Here is a 24347-nt window from a genome sequence, read left to right as displayed (position 1 = left end):
GGAGCGAGCGGGCGGCGTTCCGACTTGCCCACGAATCAGGCAGCGCGGTAGGCCAGACCCACCGCGTCGCTCCTCTTCGCGGGCAAGCCTCGCTCCTACGGACCGCTATTTAATCACTCCAGAATTTCAACTGGCATCCCCACCTCGATCACCCCGCGCCCATCACTGACCATGTTCTGGCCAAACCACACATCCCCTTCGCGTTCGCGATAAGTCTTGAGGGTGGTCAGGGGTTCGCGGTCGGCGTTGCGCTCGCCGGTGGCCGGGTCGATGGTGGTCAGGATGCAGCGCGAGCAGCCTTTGAGCAGGCGGAATTCGATGTCGCCGATGCGAATACGTTTCCAGCCATCCTCGGCAAAGGCTTCAGCGCCTTCGACCACCAGGTTCGGACGAAAGCGCAGCATCTCTTGCGGGCGGCCGATTCTGGCGGACAAGTCATCCAGCGATGCCTGACCGATCAACAGCAACGGGAATCCATCGGCGAACCCGACCTTGTCATCGATAGTGCCGTAACCACTGGGCAACCAGCGCGCACGATCCGAGGGCACATAAACCATGCGCGTCGGCTTGCCGATGAAGTCGCTGACCCAGCGCGCCGCTTCGTCACCGGCATCCGGTACGCGCAGGGTATCGCGCCAGAGCGTGACGCCACGCAATGTGGGCTCGCTGTTCTCGGGAAGTGGCACGTCAAGGGGCGAATGACCGGGCGCCGACAGCGTGACGCCGCCATCGCTGTTCCAAAGCACTGAAAGTTGCGACATGTGCGGCAAGGCGCGCTGGGTCAGGAAACGACCGCTGCTTTCTTCCACCAGCATCCAGCGTCGATCGCCGACCATCCCCAGTTCGTCAAACGCCGCCTGCTGCAACACATGGGCCTTGCAGGATTTGAGGGGGAATTGATACAGCGCACTGAGATGCAACATGGCCTGATCCTTGTGTAGCAGGTGATAAGCGAAGGCTCGGAGAGCAACAAGCTTATACGAACCTGCCAGGAATCAGACAGACAAAAACGACCTGCCCGAGCGGGTATCAACCCGGATTCAGGCAGGCACAAACATCAGCCGTGGATCATCATCAGGCGCTCACGCACCACATCCACCAGTTTGTCGGGCTGGAATTTGGAAAGGAAGTTGTCGCAGCCGACCTTTTTCACCATGGATTCGTTGAAACTGCCGGACAGCGAGGTGTGCAGCACGACATACAATTCGCGCAGGCGTGGGTCGTTACGGATTTCGGTGGTCAGACGGTAGCCGTCCATTTCCGGCATTTCGGCATCGGTAAAGATCATCAGCAGTTTGTCGGTCATGACTTCGCCGCTGTCCGCCCAGCCCTTGAGCATGTTCAGCGCCTTGAGGCCGTCGCTGGCTACGTGCAGCTTCACGCCGAGCTGGGACAAGGTGTCACGCAGTTGGCTGAGCGCCACTTTCGAGTCGTCGACCAGCAGGATTTCCCGGCCACGGGCACGCTCGAGAATCGGATCTTCGAGCTTCTCGCGCGAGACTTTGGCGTTGTACGGCACGATTTCAGCGAGGACTTTTTCCACGTCGATGATTTCCACCAGCTGGTCATCGACCTTGCTGATGGCGGTCAGGTAGTGCTGACGCCCGGCGCTGGCCGGTGGCGGCAGGATCGACTCCCAGTTCATGTTGACGATGCGGTCCACGCCACCGACCAGAAATGCCTGAACCGAGCGGTTGTATTCGGTAACGATGATCGTACTGGTTGGCCCCGGCACCAACGGGCGCATACCGATTGCCTGGGAAAGGTCGATCACCGGCAATGTCTGGCCGCGCAGATTGACCACACCGCAGACGAACGCGTGCCGCTGGGGCATCAGGGTCAGCTTCGGCAGCTGTAACACTTCCTGGACCTTGAACACGTTGATGGCGAATAACTGCCGACCCGCCAGGCGAAACATGAGAATTTCCAGGCGGTTCTCGCCCACCAGCTGTGTGCGTTGATCTACCGAGTCGAGAATGCCAGCCATGTATAGCTCCAGAAGCGTGGGTCACAGTGAGTCCGCTAGACCTGTTATCGGCTGATGTGAGCGAGACCTTAATCGCAATAAAATGCCACGTCCCAAGCTTGATGTCACATTAACACCATCGCTTGTCGGAATTTTCTTTCAGAGTGTCGGGCACGGCAAATGGGAGACCGGTCAGGTTTTGGCGAACTTCAGAATCGGCCTACAGACTTCCATTGGAAATCCACATTAACTGGCAGCCACTCGTCGAACGCGAGCCCCAGTCGCCGGCCATGGAATGTGGAGATCAAGCATGCTGAACGGCCTTCAATGGCAAGACAGATATCCCGAATTTCTCAGCGAAACCCAGGCGCTTCTGAGCCGCTTGCAAGAATGCCTGTCGCACCTGGAACTGATCAACGACGATCAAGACGCCATTGACTGCCTGATCGCCACGTTGCACAAACTCAGCGACGCGGCAGAAAACGCTGCGGTTGCCGGCGTTGCGGACTTCTCCCGGCAATTGCTGAGTGTGTTGAGTGCCGCAATGCTCGACAGGCATTTCCAGGACAACGTGCTGCAAGTGTTGAAAGACTGTTTCGCCCTGCTCGCCTGGCAACTCGAACTGATCGATCCCCGCGACGGGCTGTTACTGCTCGACGACAGCGAACAGCGTGAGCTGCTGGCAAATCTCACCTCTGCCACCCGACCTGCTGGAAGCGTGACGGACGCAGGAAAATGCTCGTTCCAACGGGTGCCGGTGTTTGCTGCGCGACAACGCGGCGCCTGGACGACAAGTCCTCTCCCACCGGAAGATCCAGAGGGTCAGTCCGCATGAGCTATGTGCCGGGGCGTCGTGAACAGCGCAGAATCGGCCGGCAGATGCACATGCAGCGCTGCCGGACGCGCCGAAAATCGCAGGTTTTCGCCTGACAACGGCTCGCCGTCCAGATTGATATCCAGCCCTTGGGCCGACTTCAGTTCGATCCAGGGCAGACGCGCGCGAATGAACATGTTGTCGATGCCCAACCCGCCCTCCAGCAGTCCTCTCAGGGTACCGACCAGTTCCTGGGGTGCGGGCAAGATGCTGATATCGAGCAAACCGTCATCGGCCAGCGCAGTTGGGCACAGCACATGTCCACCCCCGGCTTGTCGGCCATTGCCGATGCCCAGTGCCAGCAAGTCGCCGCGCCAGTGGAAATCCGGACCATTCAATTCACCGTAGGCCGTGCTCAGCTCACTGAAGCGTGTCAGCCCGGTGAACAGATAAGCGGCACCACCCAGGACCTTTTTCAGGTCTTCCGAGGTGTTGGCGGTGACTTGGCTACCGAAACCGCCGGTTGCCATGTTGAGAAATACCTTGCCGTCGACTTCGCCGAGATCCACCGGACGCGCAGGCACATCCAGCAAGTCCAGGGCCGCCTTGGGTTCCAGTGGGACGCCCGCCGCTCGTGCGAAATCATTGGCGGTGCCCAGCGGCATGATGGTCAGCTCTGCGTCGGTATCTGCCAGGGCTTCGGCGATGTCCCGCAACGTACCGTCGCCGCCACCCGCAATGATTTGCGTGTGTCCTGCAGCCAGCGCTTCTTTTACCAGACGTTGCGCATCGCCGCCCTCCCATGTGACACGCACGTCCAACTCCCAACCTTCATTGCGCTTGTCCATCACGGCCGCGCGCACTTCTTCATTGAGTGCCTGCTTACCGTGCAGAATTAACATCGCTTTTCGACCTGTCATCAACGCGCCCTCCCCTCTGATTCATTGCGCAAGATGTTGACCTCAGCGGAAGAAGAAAAACCCTTCAATCGCAGAATAATTTCTCCCGGGCGGCTGATTTCTTCGGACACGTCCCGTTTCATGAGCTTTACTCCCCAAAAATATCCGCTTGGGGGTGGTTCACTCAGCTAAATAGCAGCCCACTGCGTTTCGAATGGATAACGAACGAGAAATATCAGCAAAACGACAGAAGGGGTCGTGAAAATCGCGCACAAGCCAAAATACTGACTATATTTTTATCTTTCGCGACAAGTGACGTTTTATTGACCGCTCAATACCTGATTTGTCATGTCGTCTAAAAAGGGGCTGCGTGGTTAGACACTTACAACCTTTACGCACTGTCCCCGCAGTGCTTTTCACTCGTGAGGCTAATTGATGAGCACCCTCATCCCTTGCATCATCGCCGGCGGCGCCGGCACCCGGTTGTGGCCGGTCTCCCGCGAAGCCATGCCCAAACCTTTCATACGGCTTCCCGACGGCGAAAGCCTGCTGCAGAAAACCTTCATGCGCGCCGTAGGGCTGCCCGACGTTGATCGATTGCTCACCGTAACCAATCGGGAGGTGTACTTCCGCACGGTTGACGACTACCGGCAACTGAACAAAACCCGGGTCGCGCTGGATTTCATCCTTGAGCCATTTGGCCGCAATACCGCACCGGCAGTGGCTGCCGCCGCCTTGCACGTGGCCCGCCTGTATGGCGAAGACGCCCAGTTGCTGATTCTGCCGGCAGACCACCTGATTGCCGACGTCGCGGCCTTCTCCGCAGCGGTCCAGCAGGCACGAGTCCTGGCTGACCAGGGCTGGCTGGTGACCTTCGGGATCTTGCCGGACAAGGCGGAAACCGGTTTCGGCTACATCGAAAAAGGTCAGTCGTTGAACGACCACGGCTATCAGGTCGCGCGTTTTATTGAAAAACCGGACGCGGCGACCGCGCAAAGCTATCTGGACGGTGGCCTGCATTTATGGAATGCCGGCATGTTTTGCATGCGCGCCGATACGCTGCTGAGCGAATTCCGGGAGCATGCGCCGCAGATCCTCGCGGCGGTCGAGAAATGCCTTGAGCAAAGCACCAGCAAGCAAGGCAATCACGAACTGCAACTGGAGCTGGACAGCCATTCCTTTGCCCTGGCGCCGGATATCTCCATTGACTACGCGCTAATGGAACGCTCGCAAAAGGTCGCGGTGATCCCTTGCCAGTTGGGCTGGAGCGATATCGGCTCCTGGCAGGCCTTGCGCGAACTGACCCCGGTCGATGAGCTAGGCAACCAGTGCAACGGTCAGACCGTGCTGCACGACGTGACCAACTGTTACATCGACTCGCCGAATCGCCTGGTAGGTGGCATCGGCCTGGATGACCTGATCATCATCGACACGCCGGACGCCTTGCTGATCGCCGATGGCACGCGCAGCCAGGATGTGAAAGTCATCGCTCAGGAACTCAAGCGCCAGGGCCATGATGCCTATCGCCTGCATCGCACGGTCACCCGGCCATGGGGCACTTATACCGTGCTGGAGGAAGGCAAGCGCTTCAAGATCAAACGCATCGTGGTCCGCCCCCAGGCATCGCTTTCATTGCAAATGCATCACCATCGCAGCGAGCACTGGATTGTCGTCAGCGGCATGGCCAGCGTCACCAATAACGATGCCGAATTCATGCTCGACACCAATGAATCCACCTTCATAAAACCAGGACATACCCATCGCCTGGTCAATCCGGGGGTCATCGATCTGGTGATGATCGAGGTGCAGAGCGGCGAATACCTCGGTGAAGACGACATCGTGCGTTTCACCGATATCTATGGCCGGGTGCCGACCGAAGCGGCAAAGGTCTAGCGAACCGATCGGCAACTTGTATAACGCAGTCCTGCCGCACGTGCTGGTGGCAGGCCTGATCCTGTGATCCGGGTTTCAATGACTGATCATCCATGGCCTTCCTGCCATCTTGCCTTTCAGCGCATGGGGATTGGCCTTGGTCGGCAGCACGGTTTTGCTCGGCGCACAGCAGGAGCAACCGCTGGGGTGACGCTTGCTTTCCTGGTATTCGGCCACGGTTTTGGGGGCGTTGGCGCTGCGCTCATTGGTTTCGAGGGCGCGGCGCTTGTTGCCTGACACCGTACTCAAACCCGGCGCCGACAGAATCACCCGCATGCTCGACTCGCCGCATTGCGGGCAGGCGCAAGGCATGCCGCTTTCGGCCATGGGTTTGAGCGCCGTGAAATCGCCACAGCTGGGGCAATCGAATTCGTACATGGGCATGGGCAAATCCCTGAAAGTTGTTGAAATCTTGTTAGAGCGAGGCTTGCCCGCGAACCAGTCGCCTCGGTGTATCAGGCATCCCGCGTTATCGTTCTTCGCGGGCAAGCCTCGCTCCAACAAGTAGAACCTACAAATCGTAGGCAATCGGCAAATCCACCAACCCATCGATAAACCTGGTCGGGCCGTTGGCGTTGGGGTTGATGTCGAACTGGAAGATTTCCGTCGGCAGCCACAGGGTCGCGCAGGCGTTGGGGATATCGACGATGCCGCTGATATGCCCTTGCACCGGCGCAGAACCCAGCAGCGCATAACCCTGTGCCGGGGAGTAGCCGAACTTGGTCAGGTAGTTGATCGCGTTCAGGCACGCCTGGCGGTAGGCGATGTTGACGTCCAGGTAATGCTGCTTGCCGGCCTCGTCCACCGAGATGCCTTCGAAGATCAGGTATTTGTTGTAGTTGGGCACGATCGGGCTGGGCTTGAACACCGGGTTCTTGATGCCGTATTTCTCCATGCCGCCCTTGATCAGCTCGACGCGCATGTGCACCCAGCCAGCCATTTCGATGGCGCCGCAGAAGGTGATTTCACCGTCGCCCTGGCTGAAGTGCAAATCGCCCACCGACAGCCCCGCGCCGTCCACGTAAACCGGGAAGAACACCTTCGAGCCGCGGGACAGATCCTTGATGTCGCAGTTGCCGCCATGCTCGCGGGGTGGCACGGTGCGCGCGCCAGTCGCGGCCGCCAGATCACGGGCCGGGCCTTTGAGTTTGCCCAGGTGCGCAGTTGCAGCAGAGGGCGGATTGGCCAACGGCGGCACGCGAGTCGGATTGGTGTCGATCAGCTCCTGCTCGCGCTTGTTCCACTCGGCGAGCATTTTGTGATCCGGCAGGCAACCGATCAGACCGGGGTGAATCAGGCCGGCGAACTCGACACCCGGAATGTGCCGGGAGCTGGTCATCATGCCCTTGAAATCCCAGATGGCTTTTTGTGCCGACGGAAAGTGATCGGTCAGAAAGCCGCCGCCGTTATTGCGCGAGAAAAACCCGTTGAAGCCCCATTGGGAATCGGCACGTGCGCCGATGTCGAGCAGGTCCACCACCAACAAATCACCGGGCTCGGCGCCATGCACGCCAATCGGGCCGGACAGGTAATGCACGGTGGACAGGTCCACGTCGCGCACGTCGCTGGCGTCGTCGTTGTTCTTGATCGCGCCGGCAGTCCAGTCGTAGGTCTCGAGGATGAAGTCATCACCCGGCTTGACCCACGCGGCCATGGGAATGTCCGGATGCCAGCGGTTGTGGATGTTTTCGTTTTCGGTGACAGGCTGGTTGAGGTCGACTTTGATCAGAGTTTCGGTCATGGCGTATCTCCATTGGGTGAATATATTTTTTGTTGGAGCGAGGCTTGCCCGCGAAAGCACTGTTCCAAACGCAAGTGGAGGTGACGGATGTACCGGCCTCTTCGCGGGCAAGCCTCGCTCCAACAGATCAGTGTCACACCGACAAATACCGGCTGATCGTCGCTTCATCGACATTGGCGCGGGTTTCTTCGATCACGAAGCGGCCCTTCTCGATGACCAGGAAGCGATCAGCGATTTCCAGGGTGAACGACAGCACTTGCTCGGAGACCACGATGGTCAGGTTGCGCAAGGTGCGGATCTCTTTGAGGGTGCGGGCGATGTCCTTGATGATCGACGGCTGGATGCCTTCGGTGGGCTCGTCCAGCAACAGCACTTTGGGATTGGTCGCCAGCGCCCGGGCGATCGCCAGTTGCTGCTGTTGCCCGCCGGACAAGTTGCCGCCGCGCCGACCGCGCATGTCGTAGAGCACCGGGAACAGCGCGTAGAGGTCTTCCGGAACGATGCCGCGAGCCGACGCGGGCAAGCCGGTCTGAATGTTTTCCAGCACGCTCATGGCCGGAAAAATCATTCGGCCTTGTGGGACGTAAGCCATGCCGTGCTCAACCCGCGAGTGGGTTTCCATGCCGGAAACTTCCACACCCGCCACCTGAATCTGCCCGCCCCATTGTGGGAGGATGCCCATCAGGCTTTTGAACAGCGTGGTTTTGCCCATGCCGTTGCGGCCCATGACTGCGACGATTTCCTGCTTCTCGACGTTGAGGTCCAGGTCATGAAGAATCTGGCTCTGGCCATAACCGCACGCCAGCTGATTGATCTTGAACATGCCGCGCTCCTTATTAGTGGCCCAGATACACTTCGATGACTTTCGGGTTGTTCTGCACCGATTCCATGCTGCCTTCGGCCAGAACCTTGCCCTGGTGCAGCACCGTGACCTTGTGCGCGATGCTTTTGACGAACTCCATGTCGTGCTCGATGACCAGCACCGAGCGGCCCTGGCTGATGCGATTGAGCAACTCGGCGGTCTGCGAACGCTCACTAACGCTCATGCCCGCCACCGGCTCGTCGAGCATCAGCAGCTCCGGGTCCTGCATCAGCAACATGCCGATTTCCAGCCACTGCTTCTGCCCGTGGGAAAGCAGACCGGCCTGTTGCTGGAGCAATTCGCCGAGGAAGATATCCGCCGCCACTTCGTTGACCCGCGCCACCACTTCGGCGGTGCGTTTGAAGAACAGCGCACCGAACACCGAGCGGCCCGCCGGGAAGGACATTTCCAGGTTTTCGAACACGCTCAAGTTGTCGTAGATCGACGGAGTCTGGAATTTGCGCCCTACCCCGGCGCGAACGATGTCGTACTCATGCATCTTGGTCAGCTCGCGCCCGTCGAACTGGATACTGCCGCTGGTGGCGCGGGTCTTGCCGCAGATCAGGTCGAGCACCGTGGTCTTGCCCGCACCGTTGGGGCCGATTACCACGCGCACTTCATTGCGGTCGATGTACAGATTCAGGTCGTCCACCGCCTTGAAACCGTCGAAGGAAACCGTCAGCCCTTCGATGGCCAGCACCGGTTTGTGCATTTGAAAAGCCGTTGGGCTGCTCATGGCTGAGTCTCCATCGAAGTCGCGGCAGTCTTGGAGGGTGCCGCGACAGGTCCCGGCGGCGGCGTAATGACTACCGCTTTGGCAATCTCCGGCTCGGGTTTGTGCAGCACGCGGTCGAACCACTTGCGACCATGGCTTTCCCACAACCCGGCCAGGCCGTTGGGGAAGTACATGACCACGGCGATGAACAACCCGCCCATCAGGTACAGCCACAGCTCAGGGAAGGATTCGGAGAAATACGTCTTGCCATAGTTGACCAGCAGCGAGCCGTACACCGCGCCAAGCAGCGACATGCGCCCGCCCACTGCGGCGAAGATCACCATTTCGATGGAGGGCACGATGCCCACGAACGACGGCGACATGAAGCCCACCTGCAAGGCAAACATTGCCCCGCCAATCGCCGAAAACGCGGCCGCAACGCAGTAGACGAAGATCTTGAAACTGGCCACGTCGTAGCCGGAGAAACGCACGCGCTCTTCCTTGTCGCGCATGGCCATCAGCAAGCGGCCGAGCTTGGACGCGAGGATGAATTTGCCGATCAGAATGCAGCCGAACAGCAGCGCAGCATTGATGAAGTACAAGGCCAGCTTGGCGCTGTCGTCGCGGATATCCCAGCCCAGCAGCGTCTTCAGATCGGTAATGCCGTTGACGCCACCGGTCAGGCCTTGCTGGCCGATGATCAGCACCGTCAGGATCAGCGCGATGGCTTGGGTGACGATGGAGAAATACACGTCACCGACCCGACGCTTGAACATGGCCAGGCCAATCACCAAAGCCAACAACACCGGTACCGCGATCACCGCAACGACCGTGAACGTGAAACTGTGAAAGGGTATCCACAACCAGGGCAGTTCGGTGATCTGGTTCCAGTCCATGAAGTCCGGAATACCGGGCGTGGACTGGATTTTGGTGCTTTCCGGGTCCGACGCTTCCAGCTTGAGAAACATCGCCATGCAGTAGCCGCCCAGGCCGAAGAACACGCCCTGCCCCAGGCTGAGAATCCCGCCATAGCCCCAGCACAACACCAGGCCGACCGCGACAAACGCGTAGGTCAGGTATTTGCCGACCATGTTCAAGCGAAACGCATCGAGGGTGAGTGGGAACACCACCAGAATCAGCACGGCGAGTATCAGCAGGCCGATCACACCCTGCCGGCCGCCGAGCATACCGGCCCCCTCCCGGCTAAAGCCGGTCCTACGGTTTAGAGCATTCATGGGGCCGCCTCTATTTGCGTACTTTGCTGGAAAACAACCCTTGCGGGCGCATCAACAGAATCAGGATTACCGCCGACAAGGTCAGCACCTTGGCCATGGAACCGCTCATGAAAAACTCGGAAATCGACTGCGTCTGAGCGATGGCAAATGCCGAGGCGATGGTTCCGAACAAGCTTTGCGCACCGCCGAAAACCACCACCAGAAAGGTGTCGACGATGTACAGTGAACCGGCGGTTGGCCCGGTGGAGCCGATGGTGGTGAATGCAGCACCGGCGACCCCGGCCACGCCGCAACCCAGGGCGAAGGTCATGCGGTCAACCTTGCGGGTGTTGATCCCCACGGCACGACTCATGATCCGGTTCTGTACCGTAGCCCGCACATGCAGGCCCCAGCGGGTGCGATACAGCATCAGGAAAATCGTCGCTGTGAGCAGAACAGTCAGGCCCATGACGAACAGACCGTTACGCGGAATCTCAATGGCATCGCTCAGGCTCACCGAACCCATCAGCCATTCCGGCGGCGTGGCGCTGACTTCCCGGGCGCCGAAGATCGAACGAAAACCCTGCTGCATCACCAGCGACAAACCCCAGGTGGCGAGCAAGGTATCCAGCGGACGATGGTACAAGCGGCTGATCATCACCGACTCGACGACCCAGCCCACCGCACCAGCCACCACGAACGACAACGCGATGGCGAAGAAGAAGTAATAAGGCTGCATGGACGGCATGTACTGCAGCGTCAGGCTGGACATGACGTAAGTGGTGTATGCGCCGATGGTGAGAAATTCACCATGGGCCATGTTGATAACGCCCATCTGGCCAAAAATGATCGCCAGCCCCAGGGCCATCAGCAGCAGGACGCAGAACACGGAAAGCCCGTTGAACCCCTGCATCGCCGCGATGGCACCAAATTCCGATAGCCATTCCATGATGATGGTCTCCGAGGTGGAAAAGTGCGGTTGTGGCAGCGTCGTAGGACCGGCTTTAGCCGGGAGGGCTATTTGCGAAACAGCACATGATTTGCGGTAAGTGAACTGACGCCCTCCCGGCTGAAGCCGGTCCTACAACGTCCCGCGAAGCGGCTCTGTTATTGGTAGCCTTTAGGAAACGGATTCGGCTCGATCAACTCCGACTCGTAGATGACTTTGAACTGGCCGTCGGCCTGCACTTCGCCAATGCGCGTCTTGCTCCACAAGTGATGGTTTTCGTGGATTTTCACGTAGCCTTCAGGTGCGGTTTTCAGCTCGATGCCAGGGGATGCGGCGACCACTTTGTCGACGTCGAAGCTGCCGGCTTTTTCGACGGCGGCCTTCCACAACCATGGGCCCAGGTAAGCGGCCTGAGTCACGTCGCCCATGACCGAATCCTTGCCGTACTTGGCCTTGAAGCTGTCGACGAAGGCTTTGTTGTTGGGGTTATCCAGGCTCTGGAAGTACTTCATCGAAGCGAAGAAGCCCTTCATGTTTTCGCCGCCGATACCCAGCAGTTCGTCTTCGGTGACCGAAAGCGTCAGCAAGGTCTGCTTGGTGGAATCAACGCCTGCCGCCTTGAGCTGTTTGTAGAAAGCAACGTTGGAACCGCCGACGACCGCAGCGAAGACCACGTCAGGTTTTTTCAGCTTGACCTTGTTGATCAGCGAACCGAACTGGGTGTTGCCCAGTGGGTAGTAATCTTCGCCAACCACGGTGCCGTGCAGCACGTTTTCAATGTGCTTGCGGGCGATCTTCATCGAGGTACGCGGCCAGATGTAATCCGAGCCGATCAGGTAAAAGGTCTTGGCGCCTTTGGTCTTGGCGATCCAGTCCAGGCTGGCGAGGATTTGCTGGGTGGCTTCCTGGCCGGTGTAAATCACGTTTTTCGACTGTTCCAGGCCTTCATAAAAGGTCGGGTAATACAGCAGGCCGTTTTCTTTCTCGAAGACGGGCAACACCGCTTTGCGCGACGCCGACGTCCAGCAACCGAAGACCGCCGCTACCTTGTCGCCGACCAGCAGCTTCTTGGCTTTCTCGGCAAAGGTTGGCCAGTCGGACGCGCCGTCTTCCTGCACAACCTTGATCTGCCGACCGAGGATGCCACCCGACGCATTGATCTGATCAATGGCCAGCCGTTCGGCCTGGATCGAACCGGTCTCGGAAATCGCCATGGTGCCGGTCGCCGAGTGCAGCTGGCCCACGGTTACTTCAGTAGCGGTAACGGCAAGTCCGGTGGTGTTGGCGTCATCGGCCAAAGCCACCTGGCCAAATACACCTGCCGCAATCAGCGAGAGCGCAGCTGCGCCCAACGCCAATCGACGCGGCAAAAAACGTTTGGCGCCTGTCAGTCGTGAATCCATGTTCCCGCTCCTGTGCTGGTGGTTCGCCGAGATCCGGTTAAGGCGTCGTGGCGAGGTTGGAGCAAGCATGAAGTCGCGGGACGAAAGCCGGTATACGCACCATGACGTACCGGGCTACGTCATTTGACGTAGGGCCGGATGGGCGCAAAGCGAGGATGATGGCGCCCGTGTGAGGCTGGCGTAGCTCCGTTGGAGCGAGGCTTGCCCGCGAATCATGCGCCGCGGTGGGCCAGACCCACCGCGTTAACGTTCTTCGCGGGCAAGCCTCGCTCCAACGACCCAGGCCCAGGCACGGAAGTTGCTGTCGCCAATTCCATAACCATAAACATCCTTCTCAGGAATCCCCGTGCGACCCTCCGGCTCCCAACGCATCGTCAAGGTGCGCCGCGATTACAACAGTCTGGTCGCCGACGAGACCATGGAGGACTACGCCTTACGCTTCACGCCGAAATCCTTTCGCAAGTGGTCGGAATTTCGCATCGCCAACACGGCGGTCGGCGCAGTTTCGTTTCTGGCGCTGGAAGCCATCGGCGGCGCGCTGGTCATGAGTTACGGCTTCACCAACACCTTATGGGCGATCCTCGCCACGGCGCTGGTGATTTTCCTGACTGGCTTGCCGATCAGCTATTACGCGGCCCGCTACGGTGTGGACATGGATTTGCTGACCCGTGGCGCAGGCTTCGGCTACATCGGTTCGACCATCACTTCGCTGATCTACGCCAGTTTCACCTTCCTGTTTTTCGCCCTCGAAGCGGCAATCATGGCCCTGGCCATCGAGCTGTATTTCCACATTCCGCTGGCCATGGCCTATGTGATTTGCTCGATTATCGTCATCCCGCTGGTGGCCTATGGCATCACCCTGATCAGCCGTCTCCAGATGTGGTCGCAACCGCTGTGGCTGACCTTGTTGCTGGTGCCCTACATCTTCGTGATCTGGAAAAACCCCGAAGCGCTCTCCGACCTGACCAGTTTCGCCGGGCGTGAAGGCGAAGGCGGCACCTTCAATTTGCTGTTCTTTGGTGCAGCGTTCAGCGTGGCGCTGTCGTTGGTGACGCAGATCGGCGAACAGGTGGACTACCTGCGTTTCCTGCCGGAGAAAACCCGCAAGAACCGCAAGCGCTGGTGGGCCGCGCTGCTCATGGCCGGGCCGGGCTGGATCATTCCCGGCGCGATCAAGATCATGGCTGGCGCGTTTCTGGCGTTTCTCGCCCTGCAACACGAAGTGCCCATCGAGCGCGCCGCCGAGCCGACGCAGATGTATCTGGTCGCCTTTCGCTATGTGTTCAGCTCGCCGGAATGGGCGCTGGCGGCCATGGTGCTGTTCGTGATCATTTCCCAGATCAAGATCAATCTGACCAATGCCTACGCCGGTTCCCTGGCCTGGTCGAACTTCTTCGCCAGGGTCACGCACAGCCATCCCGGTCGCGTGGTGTGGCTGGTGTTCAACGTAGCGATTGCCCTGATCCTCATGGAATTGGGGGTCTTCGACGCCATTGAACAAGTGCTCGGCCTGTACGCCAACGTGGCCATTGCCTGGATCGGCACACTGGTGGCCGATCTGGTGATCAACAAACCGCTGGGCCTATCGCCCAAATACATCGAATTCAAGCGTGCGCACCTGTACGACATCAACCCGGTGGGCGTCGGCGCGATGTCGATTGCCTCGCTGCTGTCGATCAGTGCCCATTTCGGGGCATTCGGCGCCCTGGCGCAGACCGCCCCGCCGCTGATTTCCCTGACCACCGCGCTGATCGTCGCACCGCTGATCGCCTGGTGGACCAAAGGCAAGTACTACATCGCCCGCACCAGCGACCCGTTGCAATTGTTCCCCCTCGGTCAGCAGACCAGCCTGCGCTGCGGGCTGTGCAGCAATGAATTCGAAACCCCCGACATGGCGTATTGCCCTGCCTACAGTTCGCCGATCTGTTCGCTTTGCTGTTCCCTGGACGCGCGCTGCGCCGACCAATGCAAAAGTCGCGCGCGCCTGTCGATGCAGTTTGAAGACGCCATCAGTCGGCTGTTGCCGAAATTACCACTGCACTACCTGCACACCCGACTCGCCCAGTATCTGGGTTTGCTGACGGTGTTGTTGCTGACGATATCCGGCGCGCTGGCGGTGATTTACGGTCAGGTTTCCCACAGTCTGGTAGACCAGTCTCCGACAGTGCATCACACGCTTTTCCTGGCGTTCCTCAAGGCGTTTTTCACCCTGTGCGTGTTCGCCGGAATACTCGCCTGGTGGGTCGTGCTCACTCGGGAAAGCCGTCGCGTCGCCCTGGAAGAATCGGATCGCCAGACCTCATTGCTGATGCAGGAAATCGACGCCCACGACAAGACCGATCAGGCGCTGCAAAAAGCCAAGGAAGCGTCCGAGGCCGCCAACGCCGCCAAGAGCCGCTACGTCACCGGGCTGTCCCACGAACTGCGCACGCCGCTGAACAGCATCCTCGGTTTCACCCAGATTTTGCAGCGCGACACCGCGACTCCCGCCCATCAGCAAGACCCGTTGGCGACCATTCTGCGCAGCAGCTCGCACCTGCTGTCGTTGATCGACGGCCTGCTGGATGTGGCCAAGATCGAAGCGGGCAAGCTGCGCCTGGAACCCTCGGAAATCCTCTTTCAGGAATTCCTCCACGACCTCGAACATATGTTCGCCCCCACCGCCCGGGAAAAAGGCCTGAGCTTTCGCCTCGACGTGGTCGGCCGCATGCCGGCCGTCGTGCGCGGCGATGAGAAACGCGTGCGGCAAATCCTGATCAACCTGCTGGGCAACGCGGTGAATTTCACTGACAGCGGAGAAGTCTGCCTGCGGGTCAGCTATCGCCGGGAAACCGCGATCTTCGACATCATGGACACCGGCATTGGCATCGCCCCGGAACAGATCGAACGGATTTTCCAGCCGTTCGAGCGCGGCGGACTGGTTCGCCAGGACAACGGCGTCGGCCTGGGCCTGACTATCACCCGCATGCTTACCTCGCTGATGGGCGGCGCGCTGTCGGTGACCAGCCAGCCTGACGACGGCACGCATTTTCAGGTGCGACTGTTCCTCTCCGAAGTGCGAGTGCCCAAAGCGGTGATTCATGTCGATCACGATGTGATGGGCTACGAAGGTCCGCGCCGACTGGTGCTGGTGGTGGACGACCACATTGAACATCGCAAGGTCATCAGCGGCATGCTCACGCCGCTGGGTTTCGAGGTCGCCCAGGCGGCCAATGGCCAGGAAGCGATTCGTCAGGTGTCATTGCTGCATCCGGATCTGATCCTCATGGACCTGTCGATGCCGGACATGGACGGTTGGGAAACCAGTCGGCTGATTCGCCGCAACGCGCTGTCGCTGGCGCCGATCATCATCATTTCCGCCAACGCCAACCCCTTCGCCGACGACAAGGAGCGCAGTCTCCCCGAAGTCTGCAACGATTACCTGGCCAAACCGGTGCATATCCAGCAACTGCTCGACCGCATGCAGCATCACCTGCAACTGCACTGGCTGCGCCGTCTACGCCCCGCGCCACTGATCAAGCTGCCCTGGACGCTGCCGCCGCGTCAGGATCTGGAGGATTTGTACGAACTCTGTGGCCTGGGTTATGTGCGCGGCATTCAGGCCAAACTCGACGCCATCGAACGTGACAGCCAGCACAGTGCCAGTTTTGTCGCCGACCTGCGGATGCTCGCCAAAGGCTTCCGACTCGATGAACTCAGCCTGCAACTCAAGGAGGCCCTCAATGAACGCCCTGACTCAACCCGCTGAAAACGGTGTGATCCTGATTGTCGACGACACGCCGGACAATCTGGCCTTGCTCTCCGACGCGCTTGATGAAGCCGGCTACATGGTCCTCGTCGCGCTGGACGGCACCAGCGCCCTGAACCGCATCCAGCGCCGCCGCCCGGACCTGATCCTGCTCGACGCCATGATGCCCGGCCTCGACGGCTTCGAAACCTGTCGGCGCATCAAGGCCCAGACCGACACCGCCAATATCCCGGTGCTGTTCATGACCGCCCTCACCGACAGCGAACACGTGGTCAAAGGCTTCGAAGCCGGCGCCATCGACTACGTGACCAAACCCATCATCTGCAACGAAGTCCTGGCCCGCGTCGCCTCCCACCTGCGCACCGCCCGCATCCTGCAATCGGCACGCAACGCCTCACAATCCGCCAGCCTGGGCTTCAACGACAAACCCGCCTACGGCAAACTCTCCAGCCGCTTCCAACTCACCGAACGCGAAATCGAAGTCCTGCGCTGGGTCGCCTGCGGCAAAACCAACAAAGACATCGGCGACATCCTCCAACTCAGCCCCCGCACCGTGAACAAACACCTGGAGCATATTTATATAAAGCTTGGGGTCGAGACGAGAACGGCGGCGACGTCGGTGGCGTTGGCGGCGATGACGGATAGGGTTTGAAAGTTGGCTACCGTTTGGTAGCCCGGCTTTTATTGTCTGTAGGCTATACATTTAAATTCGCGCTTTGGGTAACGCCCGAATTTCGTAACTCTCTGCTTCCAGCTCTAGCTGGCCATAATAGAAAGCGCCTTGATATTGGCTGCTTACCATGACTCTGGCCCAATCAAGCTCGGCTGAATCCTTCACCCGATTAAACTCCAGAAGCGCCCCACCCCGGAAAATACAGTCTGCTGAAACGGGTTCGTTGTCACGGTTGTAGAAGTTGAATTTTTGTATACCGTTTATTTTAAAGGTGAAGGGTTGATATGGATTATGATTATCGTCCAGCGTTGTTAAGCTCAGCTCGAATGCATCGCTTTTGAAAACCCTTTCCAGACGCATCCGCTTAAGCGATAAAAATACGCGTAAGGTTGGGCTGAAAGCGCGCGATTGGAGTGGCTGGCAAAATACATAGAAAAGATCAATCACGGGTTTTAACGCAGCAAAACCGAACGCGAAAGCGGCCAGTGACGCAAGAAGCATCCCGACAGGTGCGCAAGCACCGCGCCGCCGTGCGACTCTATAAGTGCAAACGTCAGGATCACGTATAGGCTCTGATACAACCCAGAAGGTGGCAACGCAAAAAGTTGTGAACAGCAAAAATACCCATAGCGTCCTCTCTACATTTTCAAGGCGTTCCCAACGTTCACCAAGGCGAAGATTTTTTAAACTCATAAGACTTAGTCCACATACCGAACATGCCGCGCCATCAGGTTCGGGCGTTTGAAGGTGTCGATGTTGTCGATATTTTCCAGCAACTGGTTTAGCTGCTGCTTATAGGTTTCGTCGTCCATGTCGATCCAGAAGCGCGGGTTGCGGCCGGTTTTCAGGTCGTGGGCGGCGGTGGTCGGGTCCAGATGGCGGAACTCTTCGTAACGTGGCAAATCCGGCAGCGGGCGGCTGGTGTCCATGTAATTTTGCAGAAAGTCCCATAGCGCGCAGGGCATTTGCCAGCGGTTATCCAGATTCACCAGTGACGAGAAATTGATCACGATGTCCCGATAACGGTGGGCGATGCATAACACATGGTTCATCGAACCCTGCCGATCCGGCCCGGATTCGAGGTAGGCGTCGAACTCGTAGAACGGCGCGGTTATTTCTCCGATAGTGCCGTTCTTTTTGTATTCGCCGTTATTGTTGTAGTCGAATAGCGTGACCAGACCGGTGCGGCGGTTTAGTTCCCAGATTGGGCCTCGGGAAGGTTTTACCCAGAGTTTGGGGAATTTGTAGATGACGAGGCTACTTAATGCCCATGCCGCTAAACATGGAAAAGAAATTATCTGAGCCATTCTCAAGATACTATTCAGGAAAGCTGTGATAAATGGCAGGAGCGATTTGGATGCCGAAATTAGCCCAACCACAACTATCAATGGTGTAGATAGTAGAAACCACCACTTTCCGAACATATGCATATGCAACCAGAATTGCGCGCGACCCGCCCAAAGTGAAAACCTGAACCGCTCATGGTCGTGCCTGTCATGGAAATCCACATGTTCATAAGGCGCGGGAACGTAACTCCCCAAGGCAAGTTTCTCCTCACGCTCTTTTCGCATGTCGTCTTGAAAACGTAACTTCTCAGGCGCACGTTCACGCAGAAAATCATCTGGAGCAACGTTTTGAGATTTTCCCCAAGGCAGACGTTTTTTGGCAAACCGTTTTAGCCACGACCGCTTCGTGGAGGGCGCTTGATTTGGAATGCTGTCTGAACGATAAGCCGTGGCTGCATAGAAAGCCGCGTTGCCGTTATTAAAAACTGTCATCGTTAATCCACATACCGTACATGCCGCGCCATCAGGTTCGGGCGTTTGAAGGTGTCGATGTTGTCGATGTTTTCCAGTAGCTGGCTGAGCTGTTGTTTGTAGGTTTCATCATCCATGTCGATCCAGAAGCGCGGGTTGCGGCCGGTTTTCAGGTCGTGGGCCGCAGTGGTTGGGTCCAGATGGCGAAACTCTTCATAGCGCGGCAAATCCGGCAGCGGACGGCTGGTGTCCATGTAATTTTGCAGGAAGTCCCACAACGCGCAGGGCATTTGCCAGCGGTTATCCACGTTCACCAAAGGCGAGAAATTGATCACGATGTCCCGATAACGATGGGCAATGCACAACACATGATTCATCGAACCCTGCCGATCCGGTGCAGATTCGAGGTAGGCGTCGAACTCGTAGAACGGCGCGGTTATTTCTCCGATAGTGCCGTTCTTTTTGTATTCGCCGTTATTGTTGTAGTCGAATAGCGTGACCAGACCGGTGCGGCGGTTTAGTTCCCAGATTGGGCCTCGGGAAGGTTTTATCCAGAGCTTGGGGAATTTGTTTAGTACCAACGAAGCTAACGCCCAAGCAAGAAATGGCGGAATTAAGATAATGTGATATGTTTCAGCCATAAAGCTTACAAAAGCGATAAGAAATGGCTCATAAGAAGTTAAAGCTACGAGAAGTGCTGTAACTAGGTAAAGAGGGCTAAATATCATCGACCAACCTTTGCCAAATATGTACAGATATGCCCAAAACTGGGACCGACTAGACCAACGCGAAAACCTGAAACGCTCATGATCATGCCGATCATGAAAATCTACATGTTCATAAGGCGCCGGAACGTAGATTCCAGACTTAAGTTTTTCTTCACGCTCATCTCGCATACTTTCTTGAAAACGCAGTTTTTCAGGTGCACGTTCACGTAGAAAATCATCTGGTGCAACACTTTGAGGTTTCCCCCACGGTAATCGTCTTTTGGAAAACCGCTTTAGCCATGAGCGCTCCGCGGAGGGCGCTTGATTAGGAATGCTGTCTGAGCGATAAGCCGTGGGGGCATAACAGGGTGTCTTCTGGGCATTCATTTCGCATCCTTCGCCCGGTTTTCAGTTTCGTCGGCCCAGAACAGCCGTTCAGTGTTTTCAAAGTCTGGTCTCGCATAGGTCGGCCCAAAGGGGGTCGGATCCTTGGGTGGTGGGGCGGGGAATACCCAAGTGCGCTGACCGTCGTTCAGCGACAGTTGCGCGCGTACGCGCCATACGTGATAGACCTCGGGCAAGTTTTCTGCAGGTTCTGCCTTATAGGAAAAAGGTGTTTTGACGAACAGCTCCAAGGCGCCCGGCAATAGCCGATAGGCAACTGGCGTTACAGCTATCTGCGAGCTGCTGGTCTTGCTCCGATCGCTGTATTGATCGAAAAAGACTTCAAAGCTTTTCAGATTGAGGAAAGCCTGAGTTCCCAACTCACCCAACCCACTCAATAGTCCTCCCAGATTGCTTTCAATACGAATCCGCGTGTTGGCGCTGCGCACTACGAAGGGCACCGTGTCGCTAAAATCAAGCATGCCGTCAGGAACGTATTCCGGGTTACGGTCAATACTTACCCGGATATTGGCAAACAGACTGACCAAGTAATAGAAGGCGTTCTGAGCGTCTTGCAGATGTGGTGCGGCGTTATGTGGATCGTCGCCAAAAGGCCCTTTTTTCAGCCAATCTTCAATGGGCTTGCTGCTCAGCCAGTACGCCAATCCCGCGCCAGCGACAATCAACAGCAAACCGGCCCAGGCCAAAGGACTTAAACCAAGGAAGGCAGTGCCACCCACCAAAAAGCTGCTCGATGTGCCGATTAAACCGCCGGATGCCATGATCAAATGGCCGATATAGGCGTCGTCGCCCCAGCTGTAGGAGCACCAAGCGTCGTAGAGGTTAAGCCCGGAAAATATTAAACCGGCGCTGATTTGACCAAGTAATCGAGAGCTGTATTTTTTTACCAGCCGATCACTAAGCGATCCGAAAAATTGCTTGGCGATATCATCAGATATAGTGAGTACGGTTTTACGCCCCGCAGCCAAAATTGATTTACTTCCTGCCAGCTTGACAGTCAGCGCTTCGAGCGCTACCGCCAAATCGACAACCGCTCCGAAAGAACCTACACCACCTCGTATTGCAGTTTTTTCCCTATTAGTTTGCTCGCGCGCGCCTAACTCATTCATTAAATTCCAAATCTCCAACCCCACAATCAGCCCCGCCACCGGCACCGAATCCAACACCCGGAAAGCCGTACTGTCGCGCATCGAATCCCGCAGTTTGATCGCGTTCTCCAGCCCACTCAGCTTTTCCGCCTTGTCCGCCGTGTGCTTAGCCATGTCTTTTTGCCAAGCGTCGTTAAACCCTTGGTTAAGTCGACTGACCGTCAACGCTGTCCGGTGGTTGCGCGGGATGCCGATGACGATTCGTTCTGGCGGCAGATCCGGCTGCGGCCGAGCAAAACCGTGATCCTCAGCGGGGGATTTCATGACGCCATTCTGGTTGCGATAAACCCCGTAGACCTGCGCAGAGCGGCCGATGTTCTCGGGCATGTCGTCCAGGCCGAAAATGTAATAGGCCTTTCTCCGGGCGTCAGCGTGAGACAGAAAGTGCAGGTCGCCAAACGCTTGCGGCAGCATGCCGCGCAGTTGGGCAAGGCTGCGTCGATGTGCTGCTTCGTTCAGTCGAAAGCGTTTGGCAGCAGGGTCTTGCAGTGCAATGTGCTGCGCACCATGGACCGCTCTTTCGGCTGCTTCGAGGGCGCCTTGCAGGTTTTCATTGATAGCGACCAAAACCCCGGCGCCCGCCTTGCCGGTCACCGTCAGAGTATTTTTCAACTCCCCCATTTTCAGCAAACTCGCCAAAAACATTGCATCGATCGTCGAGTACGCACCAGCGGGAGCAACACTGTCCTGTTCGGTACTGGCCAGTTCCGTCGCCCGAAAAGCGCCATCGCCCTGATTGACCTCCGGGTTGGCGGGCGCTTGATACGGCGCGTCGAGATCCTGTTGCCCGGCATCCGGCCAGAGCATGCGGTGCATCGGGTGCTGCGGGTCGTTGCTGACGTGGGCGATCCACTGTTGGCCGACACTGGCGTCGGGGCTGTAGAGGCTAAGGCCGGTCATGGCGTCGCTGATGTCGCCGCTGGCGGCCAACGGGTCATAGCCCGACGGACCCAGCGCCAAGGTGACGAACAGCTGGCTGACAAAATGAAAAGCCGCCGCGTATTTGAAGCCATCGAGGCTCAGGTGGTCGGCCAGGCATTGTTCGGTCTGCCGTTGTTGCAGGCATTCGCTGAGCAGCGCTTGGCTCATTTCCTGCTGACGCCACAGCTGGGCGCGTTCGCTGCTGGCGGTGAAGCGGTTGATATCCAGCCGGCTCTTTTCCTTGAGCATGTCGAGTTGCTGATGCAGCGGGTTCTTCTTGCCGCCGATGGAGTGCGGAACAATCAGCTGTTGCACCAGCAAGGCGCTGGCGTGATGCGGATAACGCTGCGCCCGCGCGCCGCACAGTTCCAGCAGGTGACGCTGGTCATAAATCCGGGTGCTCAGATGGCGCAGGCGGTACTGGCTGTCGAGCAGCATCACGCCGTAGAGTGCGCGGGATCGCGCCGTTTGCAACACGTCGGGCGCAGGCGGTTGAGCCGTCCACAGGCCCGCATCGCCCTGGGTATTCGGATCGACGATGTGCTCAAGGCATTGTGCCCAGGCGCCGATTTCCAGCGGCAATGGCACGTAAGGCGCGGTCCCCGCTTCGCATAGCTGCACATGTTTGCGGGCAGCGCTGAAAGCGTCTGCCAGAAACTCTCCGCTCAGGTCGCACAGGTAGCGCGCCGGCTGGTCGATCATCCACTCAAAACTGGTCTGGCGCGCGCGTTGCGGGGCCGGGACTGACAGCGGAAAAGCGCCGCGATTGAGGTTCAACCAAGTGACATGGGCTCTGCTGGCCGCAGCCTGATTATCCTTGTCACGCACATCAAAAGTGCTGAAAGCGTCCAGCATGGCCACGCCATCCGGTCGGTTGGCGAAGACCGTTTTGGAGCGTTCTTTCGAGACCCGCAAGTCCGGGCTTTGGCAGCGCTGACGACGCAACGCCGAGTCGCTTTCCAGACGCTGCAATCGAGCTCCGCTCAGTTGCACCTCGCTGAAGCACAGCTGCGTGTCGACCGGTCGATCATTCCAGTTGGAAGGTAACCAGATGTCGTCCAAAGCCTTGCCGGTAGCGAGCCGCGCTTCATCGCCGTATCCCTCGCCCTCGCGAAATTTCTCCAGCTCGATATCGTGATAGGTGGTGCGCTCGTCGCTGATCCGGACTTCCAGTTCACGCCACAGCCTGCCGTCGACGAAGACATAAATAAACCCGGCGCGGCACAACACGGGAGCGCCATGATCGTGAGCGCTGTTGACGCCGGGCAGGGCCACAAATGGCAGCACCGGGACGATCTGGTTCCACTGCTGATCGAGTTGCCTCTGCGTAATGCGGGTTTCCGGGAGCGGCAACAGGATCGGTTTGCCCTGCGTGGTCTCGACCTCCAGCATCAGGCGATGTTGGGGTTCGCCAGACCAGTCCCAGACATGCAACTGGCTTGGCGCACACATGTAAGCGGTGATGGTTTCGGGACGGTCTTGCGCGGTAACTGCATCCAGCCGTTTACTGGCGTCTTTCTCGTAGAAAGCCAATCGCTGGGTCGAAGGATGATGCGTGCCAACCACCTGAACGATGAGTTTGTTGATTTCGCAGCACGGGCCACGGCTCAGGGTGCCAACGGGATTAGGCATGTCAGGACTCCTGTCCTGTCACGAAATGCTGGCTGCGAGATGCGATAGACATGATCAAGTCCTGGCCGTAAAAACACAGGACTTTGCATCTTGATAGGTGAAGAGTAAGTCAGCGAGAGACTGCTGAAGCTGTGGGATGTTTCTGAGTTTCGTGACGGCAATTCCGACTATGTAGCAACCGTTTCGTTAGGACGGCGCCATACGGAAATCCGTGCCAATCAGTTCGCCCAGTCACCCCAAAACCACCAACCGATTCGGCAACTCATTCCTGACCTGGGTCACCGGTACGTGTTCGGCCAGCACTTCCCCGCAGCCTTGAATACAGTCGAGAAAGCCCTGCAAAGTCTGACCGTCGCGCACGTGTTGGGTGAAGATGTCGATCAGGGTTTGCCAGGTGTCGTCATGCAGACGGCTGGAAATGCCGTGATCGACGAGGATTTCTACGTAGCGTTCGGCTTCGCAAACAAAGATAAGAATGCCGGTGCCGTCCACCGTGTGATGCAGGTTTTGCTCCAGGAACTGGCGACGGGCAAGATTGCCCGCGCGCCAATGCCGAACCGAAGCGGGAACCAGATACATGGTCAGCGGGCTGAAACGGCAGATCAGTGCCACGACGATGAAGGTTGCGATTTGCGTCAATAGCAGTTCGTTGGCGCTCAACCAGCCGGAAAAGTAATTGAGCAGGCCAGGCACCAGCAAAGCCACCAGCCCGGCCCAGATCAGCGGGACATAGGTGTAATCGTCGGCCTGGCGGGCCAGCACCGTCACCAGTTCGGCATCGGTGCGCAGTTCGACCCGCGCGATTGCCTCGGCGACCTGGCGCTGTTGGTCTTGATTCAGTAAAGCCATGGTTGCGTCACT

19 protein-coding genes are annotated in these 24347 nt (G+C 58.1%); 4 read left to right on the top strand and 15 right to left on the bottom strand.

The genetic code is table 11. The features are described from left to right. Window positions 1-113: 113 nt before the first annotated feature. Together AFK24_RS17740 and AFK24_RS17735 are read right to left on the bottom strand one after the other, a co-directional pair. Window positions 114-923: an MOSC domain-containing protein gene (locus AFK24_RS17740; protein ID WP_065834465.1), complete on the bottom strand. Its 810-nt coding sequence runs from the start codon at window positions 921-923 to the stop codon at window positions 114-116. Between the two features lie 134 nt (window positions 924-1057). Continuing rightward, on the bottom strand, window positions 1058-1987 hold the full coding sequence (locus AFK24_RS17735) for a chemotaxis protein CheV (protein WP_065834464.1): 930 nt from the start codon (window positions 1985-1987) through the stop codon (window positions 1058-1060). A gap of 289 nt (window positions 1988-2276) precedes the next feature. Between AFK24_RS17735 and AFK24_RS17730 the strand changes: the two genes are divergently transcribed. After that, window positions 2277-2801: a hypothetical protein gene (locus AFK24_RS17730; RefSeq protein WP_065834463.1), complete on the top strand. Its 525-nt coding sequence runs from the start codon at window positions 2277-2279 to the stop codon at window positions 2799-2801. Here the strand turns inward: AFK24_RS17730 and yegS are convergent. After that, on the bottom strand, window positions 2789-3700 hold the full coding sequence (yegS, locus tag AFK24_RS17725) for a lipid kinase YegS (RefSeq protein WP_065834462.1): 912 nt from the start codon (window positions 3698-3700) through the stop codon (window positions 2789-2791). The genes AFK24_RS17730 and yegS overlap by 13 nt on opposite strands. 414 nt (window positions 3701-4114) lie before the next feature. On the opposite strand from yegS, the gene AFK24_RS17720 reads away from it, so the two are divergent. Continuing rightward, entirely contained in the window at window positions 4115-5572 is a 1458-nt protein-coding gene (locus AFK24_RS17720; RefSeq protein ID WP_065834461.1) for a mannose-1-phosphate guanylyltransferase/mannose-6-phosphate isomerase, read from the top strand. Window positions 5573-5647: 75 nt separating this feature from the next. On the opposite strand, the gene AFK24_RS17715 is transcribed toward AFK24_RS17720, so the two are convergent. From AFK24_RS17715 to urtA, 7 genes are all read right to left on the bottom strand, one after another. Then, a complete protein-coding gene (locus AFK24_RS17715) occupies window positions 5648-5995 on the bottom strand; it encodes an FmdB family zinc ribbon protein (protein ID WP_065834460.1) in 348 nt (115 codons plus the stop codon). A gap of 127 nt (window positions 5996-6122) precedes the next feature. Beyond that, a complete protein-coding gene (gene fmdA / locus AFK24_RS17710; RefSeq protein ID WP_065834459.1) occupies window positions 6123-7352 on the bottom strand; it encodes a formamidase in 1230 nt (409 codons plus the stop codon). Window positions 7353-7485: 133 nt separating this feature from the next. Continuing rightward, complete coding sequence (gene urtE, locus AFK24_RS17705) at window positions 7486-8175, bottom strand: urea ABC transporter ATP-binding subunit UrtE (RefSeq protein WP_020294146.1); 690 nt, start codon at window positions 8173-8175, stop codon at window positions 7486-7488. Window positions 8176-8188: 13 nt separating this feature from the next. Continuing rightward, complete coding sequence (urtD, locus tag AFK24_RS17700) at window positions 8189-8950, bottom strand: urea ABC transporter ATP-binding protein UrtD (protein ID WP_065834458.1); 762 nt, start codon at window positions 8948-8950, stop codon at window positions 8189-8191. Further along, complete coding sequence (gene urtC, locus AFK24_RS17695) at window positions 8947-10116, bottom strand: urea ABC transporter permease subunit UrtC (RefSeq protein ID WP_139110526.1); 1170 nt, start codon at window positions 10114-10116, stop codon at window positions 8947-8949. Before urtC ends, urtD begins: the two co-directional genes overlap by 4 nt. A gap of 58 nt (window positions 10117-10174) precedes the next feature. Then, window positions 10175-11092, bottom strand: a complete 918-nt coding sequence (gene urtB, locus AFK24_RS17690; protein WP_065834456.1) for an urea ABC transporter permease subunit UrtB — start codon at window positions 11090-11092, stop codon at window positions 10175-10177. Between the two features lie 158 nt (window positions 11093-11250). Then, window positions 11251-12495 carry an urea ABC transporter substrate-binding protein gene (urtA, locus tag AFK24_RS17685; RefSeq protein ID WP_020294150.1) on the bottom strand — a complete coding sequence of 415 codons (1245 nt, stop codon included), beginning with the start codon at window positions 12493-12495 and terminating at the stop codon, window positions 11251-11253. A 346-nt stretch (window positions 12496-12841) separates the two neighbouring features. Between urtA and AFK24_RS17680 the strand changes: the two genes are divergently transcribed. Further along, the gene (locus AFK24_RS17680) at window positions 12842-16243 is read left to right on the top strand and encodes an ATP-binding protein (RefSeq protein WP_065834455.1); all 3402 of its coding nucleotides are present in this window, start codon (window positions 12842-12844) and stop codon (window positions 16241-16243) included. Next, entirely contained in the window at window positions 16218-16895 is a 678-nt protein-coding gene (locus AFK24_RS17675; RefSeq protein WP_065834454.1) for a response regulator, read from the top strand. Before AFK24_RS17680 ends, AFK24_RS17675 begins: the two co-directional genes overlap by 26 nt. 51 nt (window positions 16896-16946) lie before the next feature. Here AFK24_RS17675 and AFK24_RS17670 read toward each other — a convergent pair whose 3' ends face one another. The 5 genes from AFK24_RS17670 to AFK24_RS17650 all read right to left on the bottom strand — a co-directional run bounded on the left by AFK24_RS17670 (window position 16947) and on the right by AFK24_RS17650 (window position 24335). Continuing rightward, window positions 16947-17609: a hypothetical protein gene (locus AFK24_RS17670; protein ID WP_139110525.1), complete on the bottom strand. Its 663-nt coding sequence runs from the start codon at window positions 17607-17609 to the stop codon at window positions 16947-16949. Between the two features lie 5 nt (window positions 17610-17614). After that, on the bottom strand, window positions 17615-18694 hold the full coding sequence (locus AFK24_RS31620; RefSeq protein ID WP_240500410.1) for a hypothetical protein: 1080 nt from the start codon (window positions 18692-18694) through the stop codon (window positions 17615-17617). 2 nt (window positions 18695-18696) lie between these two features. After that, window positions 18697-19767 carry a hypothetical protein gene (locus AFK24_RS31615; protein ID WP_240500409.1) on the bottom strand — a complete coding sequence of 357 codons (1071 nt, stop codon included), beginning with the start codon at window positions 19765-19767 and terminating at the stop codon, window positions 18697-18699. Continuing rightward, window positions 19764-23486: a hypothetical protein gene (locus tag AFK24_RS17655; protein ID WP_065834451.1), complete on the bottom strand. Its 3723-nt coding sequence runs from the start codon at window positions 23484-23486 to the stop codon at window positions 19764-19766. The genes AFK24_RS31615 and AFK24_RS17655 overlap by 4 nt, the downstream gene beginning before the upstream one ends. A gap of 231 nt (window positions 23487-23717) precedes the next feature. Then, complete coding sequence (locus AFK24_RS17650) at window positions 23718-24335, bottom strand: TPM domain-containing protein (protein ID WP_065834450.1); 618 nt, start codon at window positions 24333-24335, stop codon at window positions 23718-23720. Window positions 24336-24347 lie beyond the last annotated feature (12 nt).

This window comes from Pseudomonas syringae (assembly GCF_001698815.1).
Taxonomy (GTDB): domain Bacteria; phylum Pseudomonadota; class Gammaproteobacteria; order Pseudomonadales; family Pseudomonadaceae; genus Aquipseudomonas; species Aquipseudomonas syringae_A.
The sequence above is the reverse complement of the archived record's forward strand: the minus strand, read 5'-3'. Positions and strand labels throughout refer to the sequence as shown.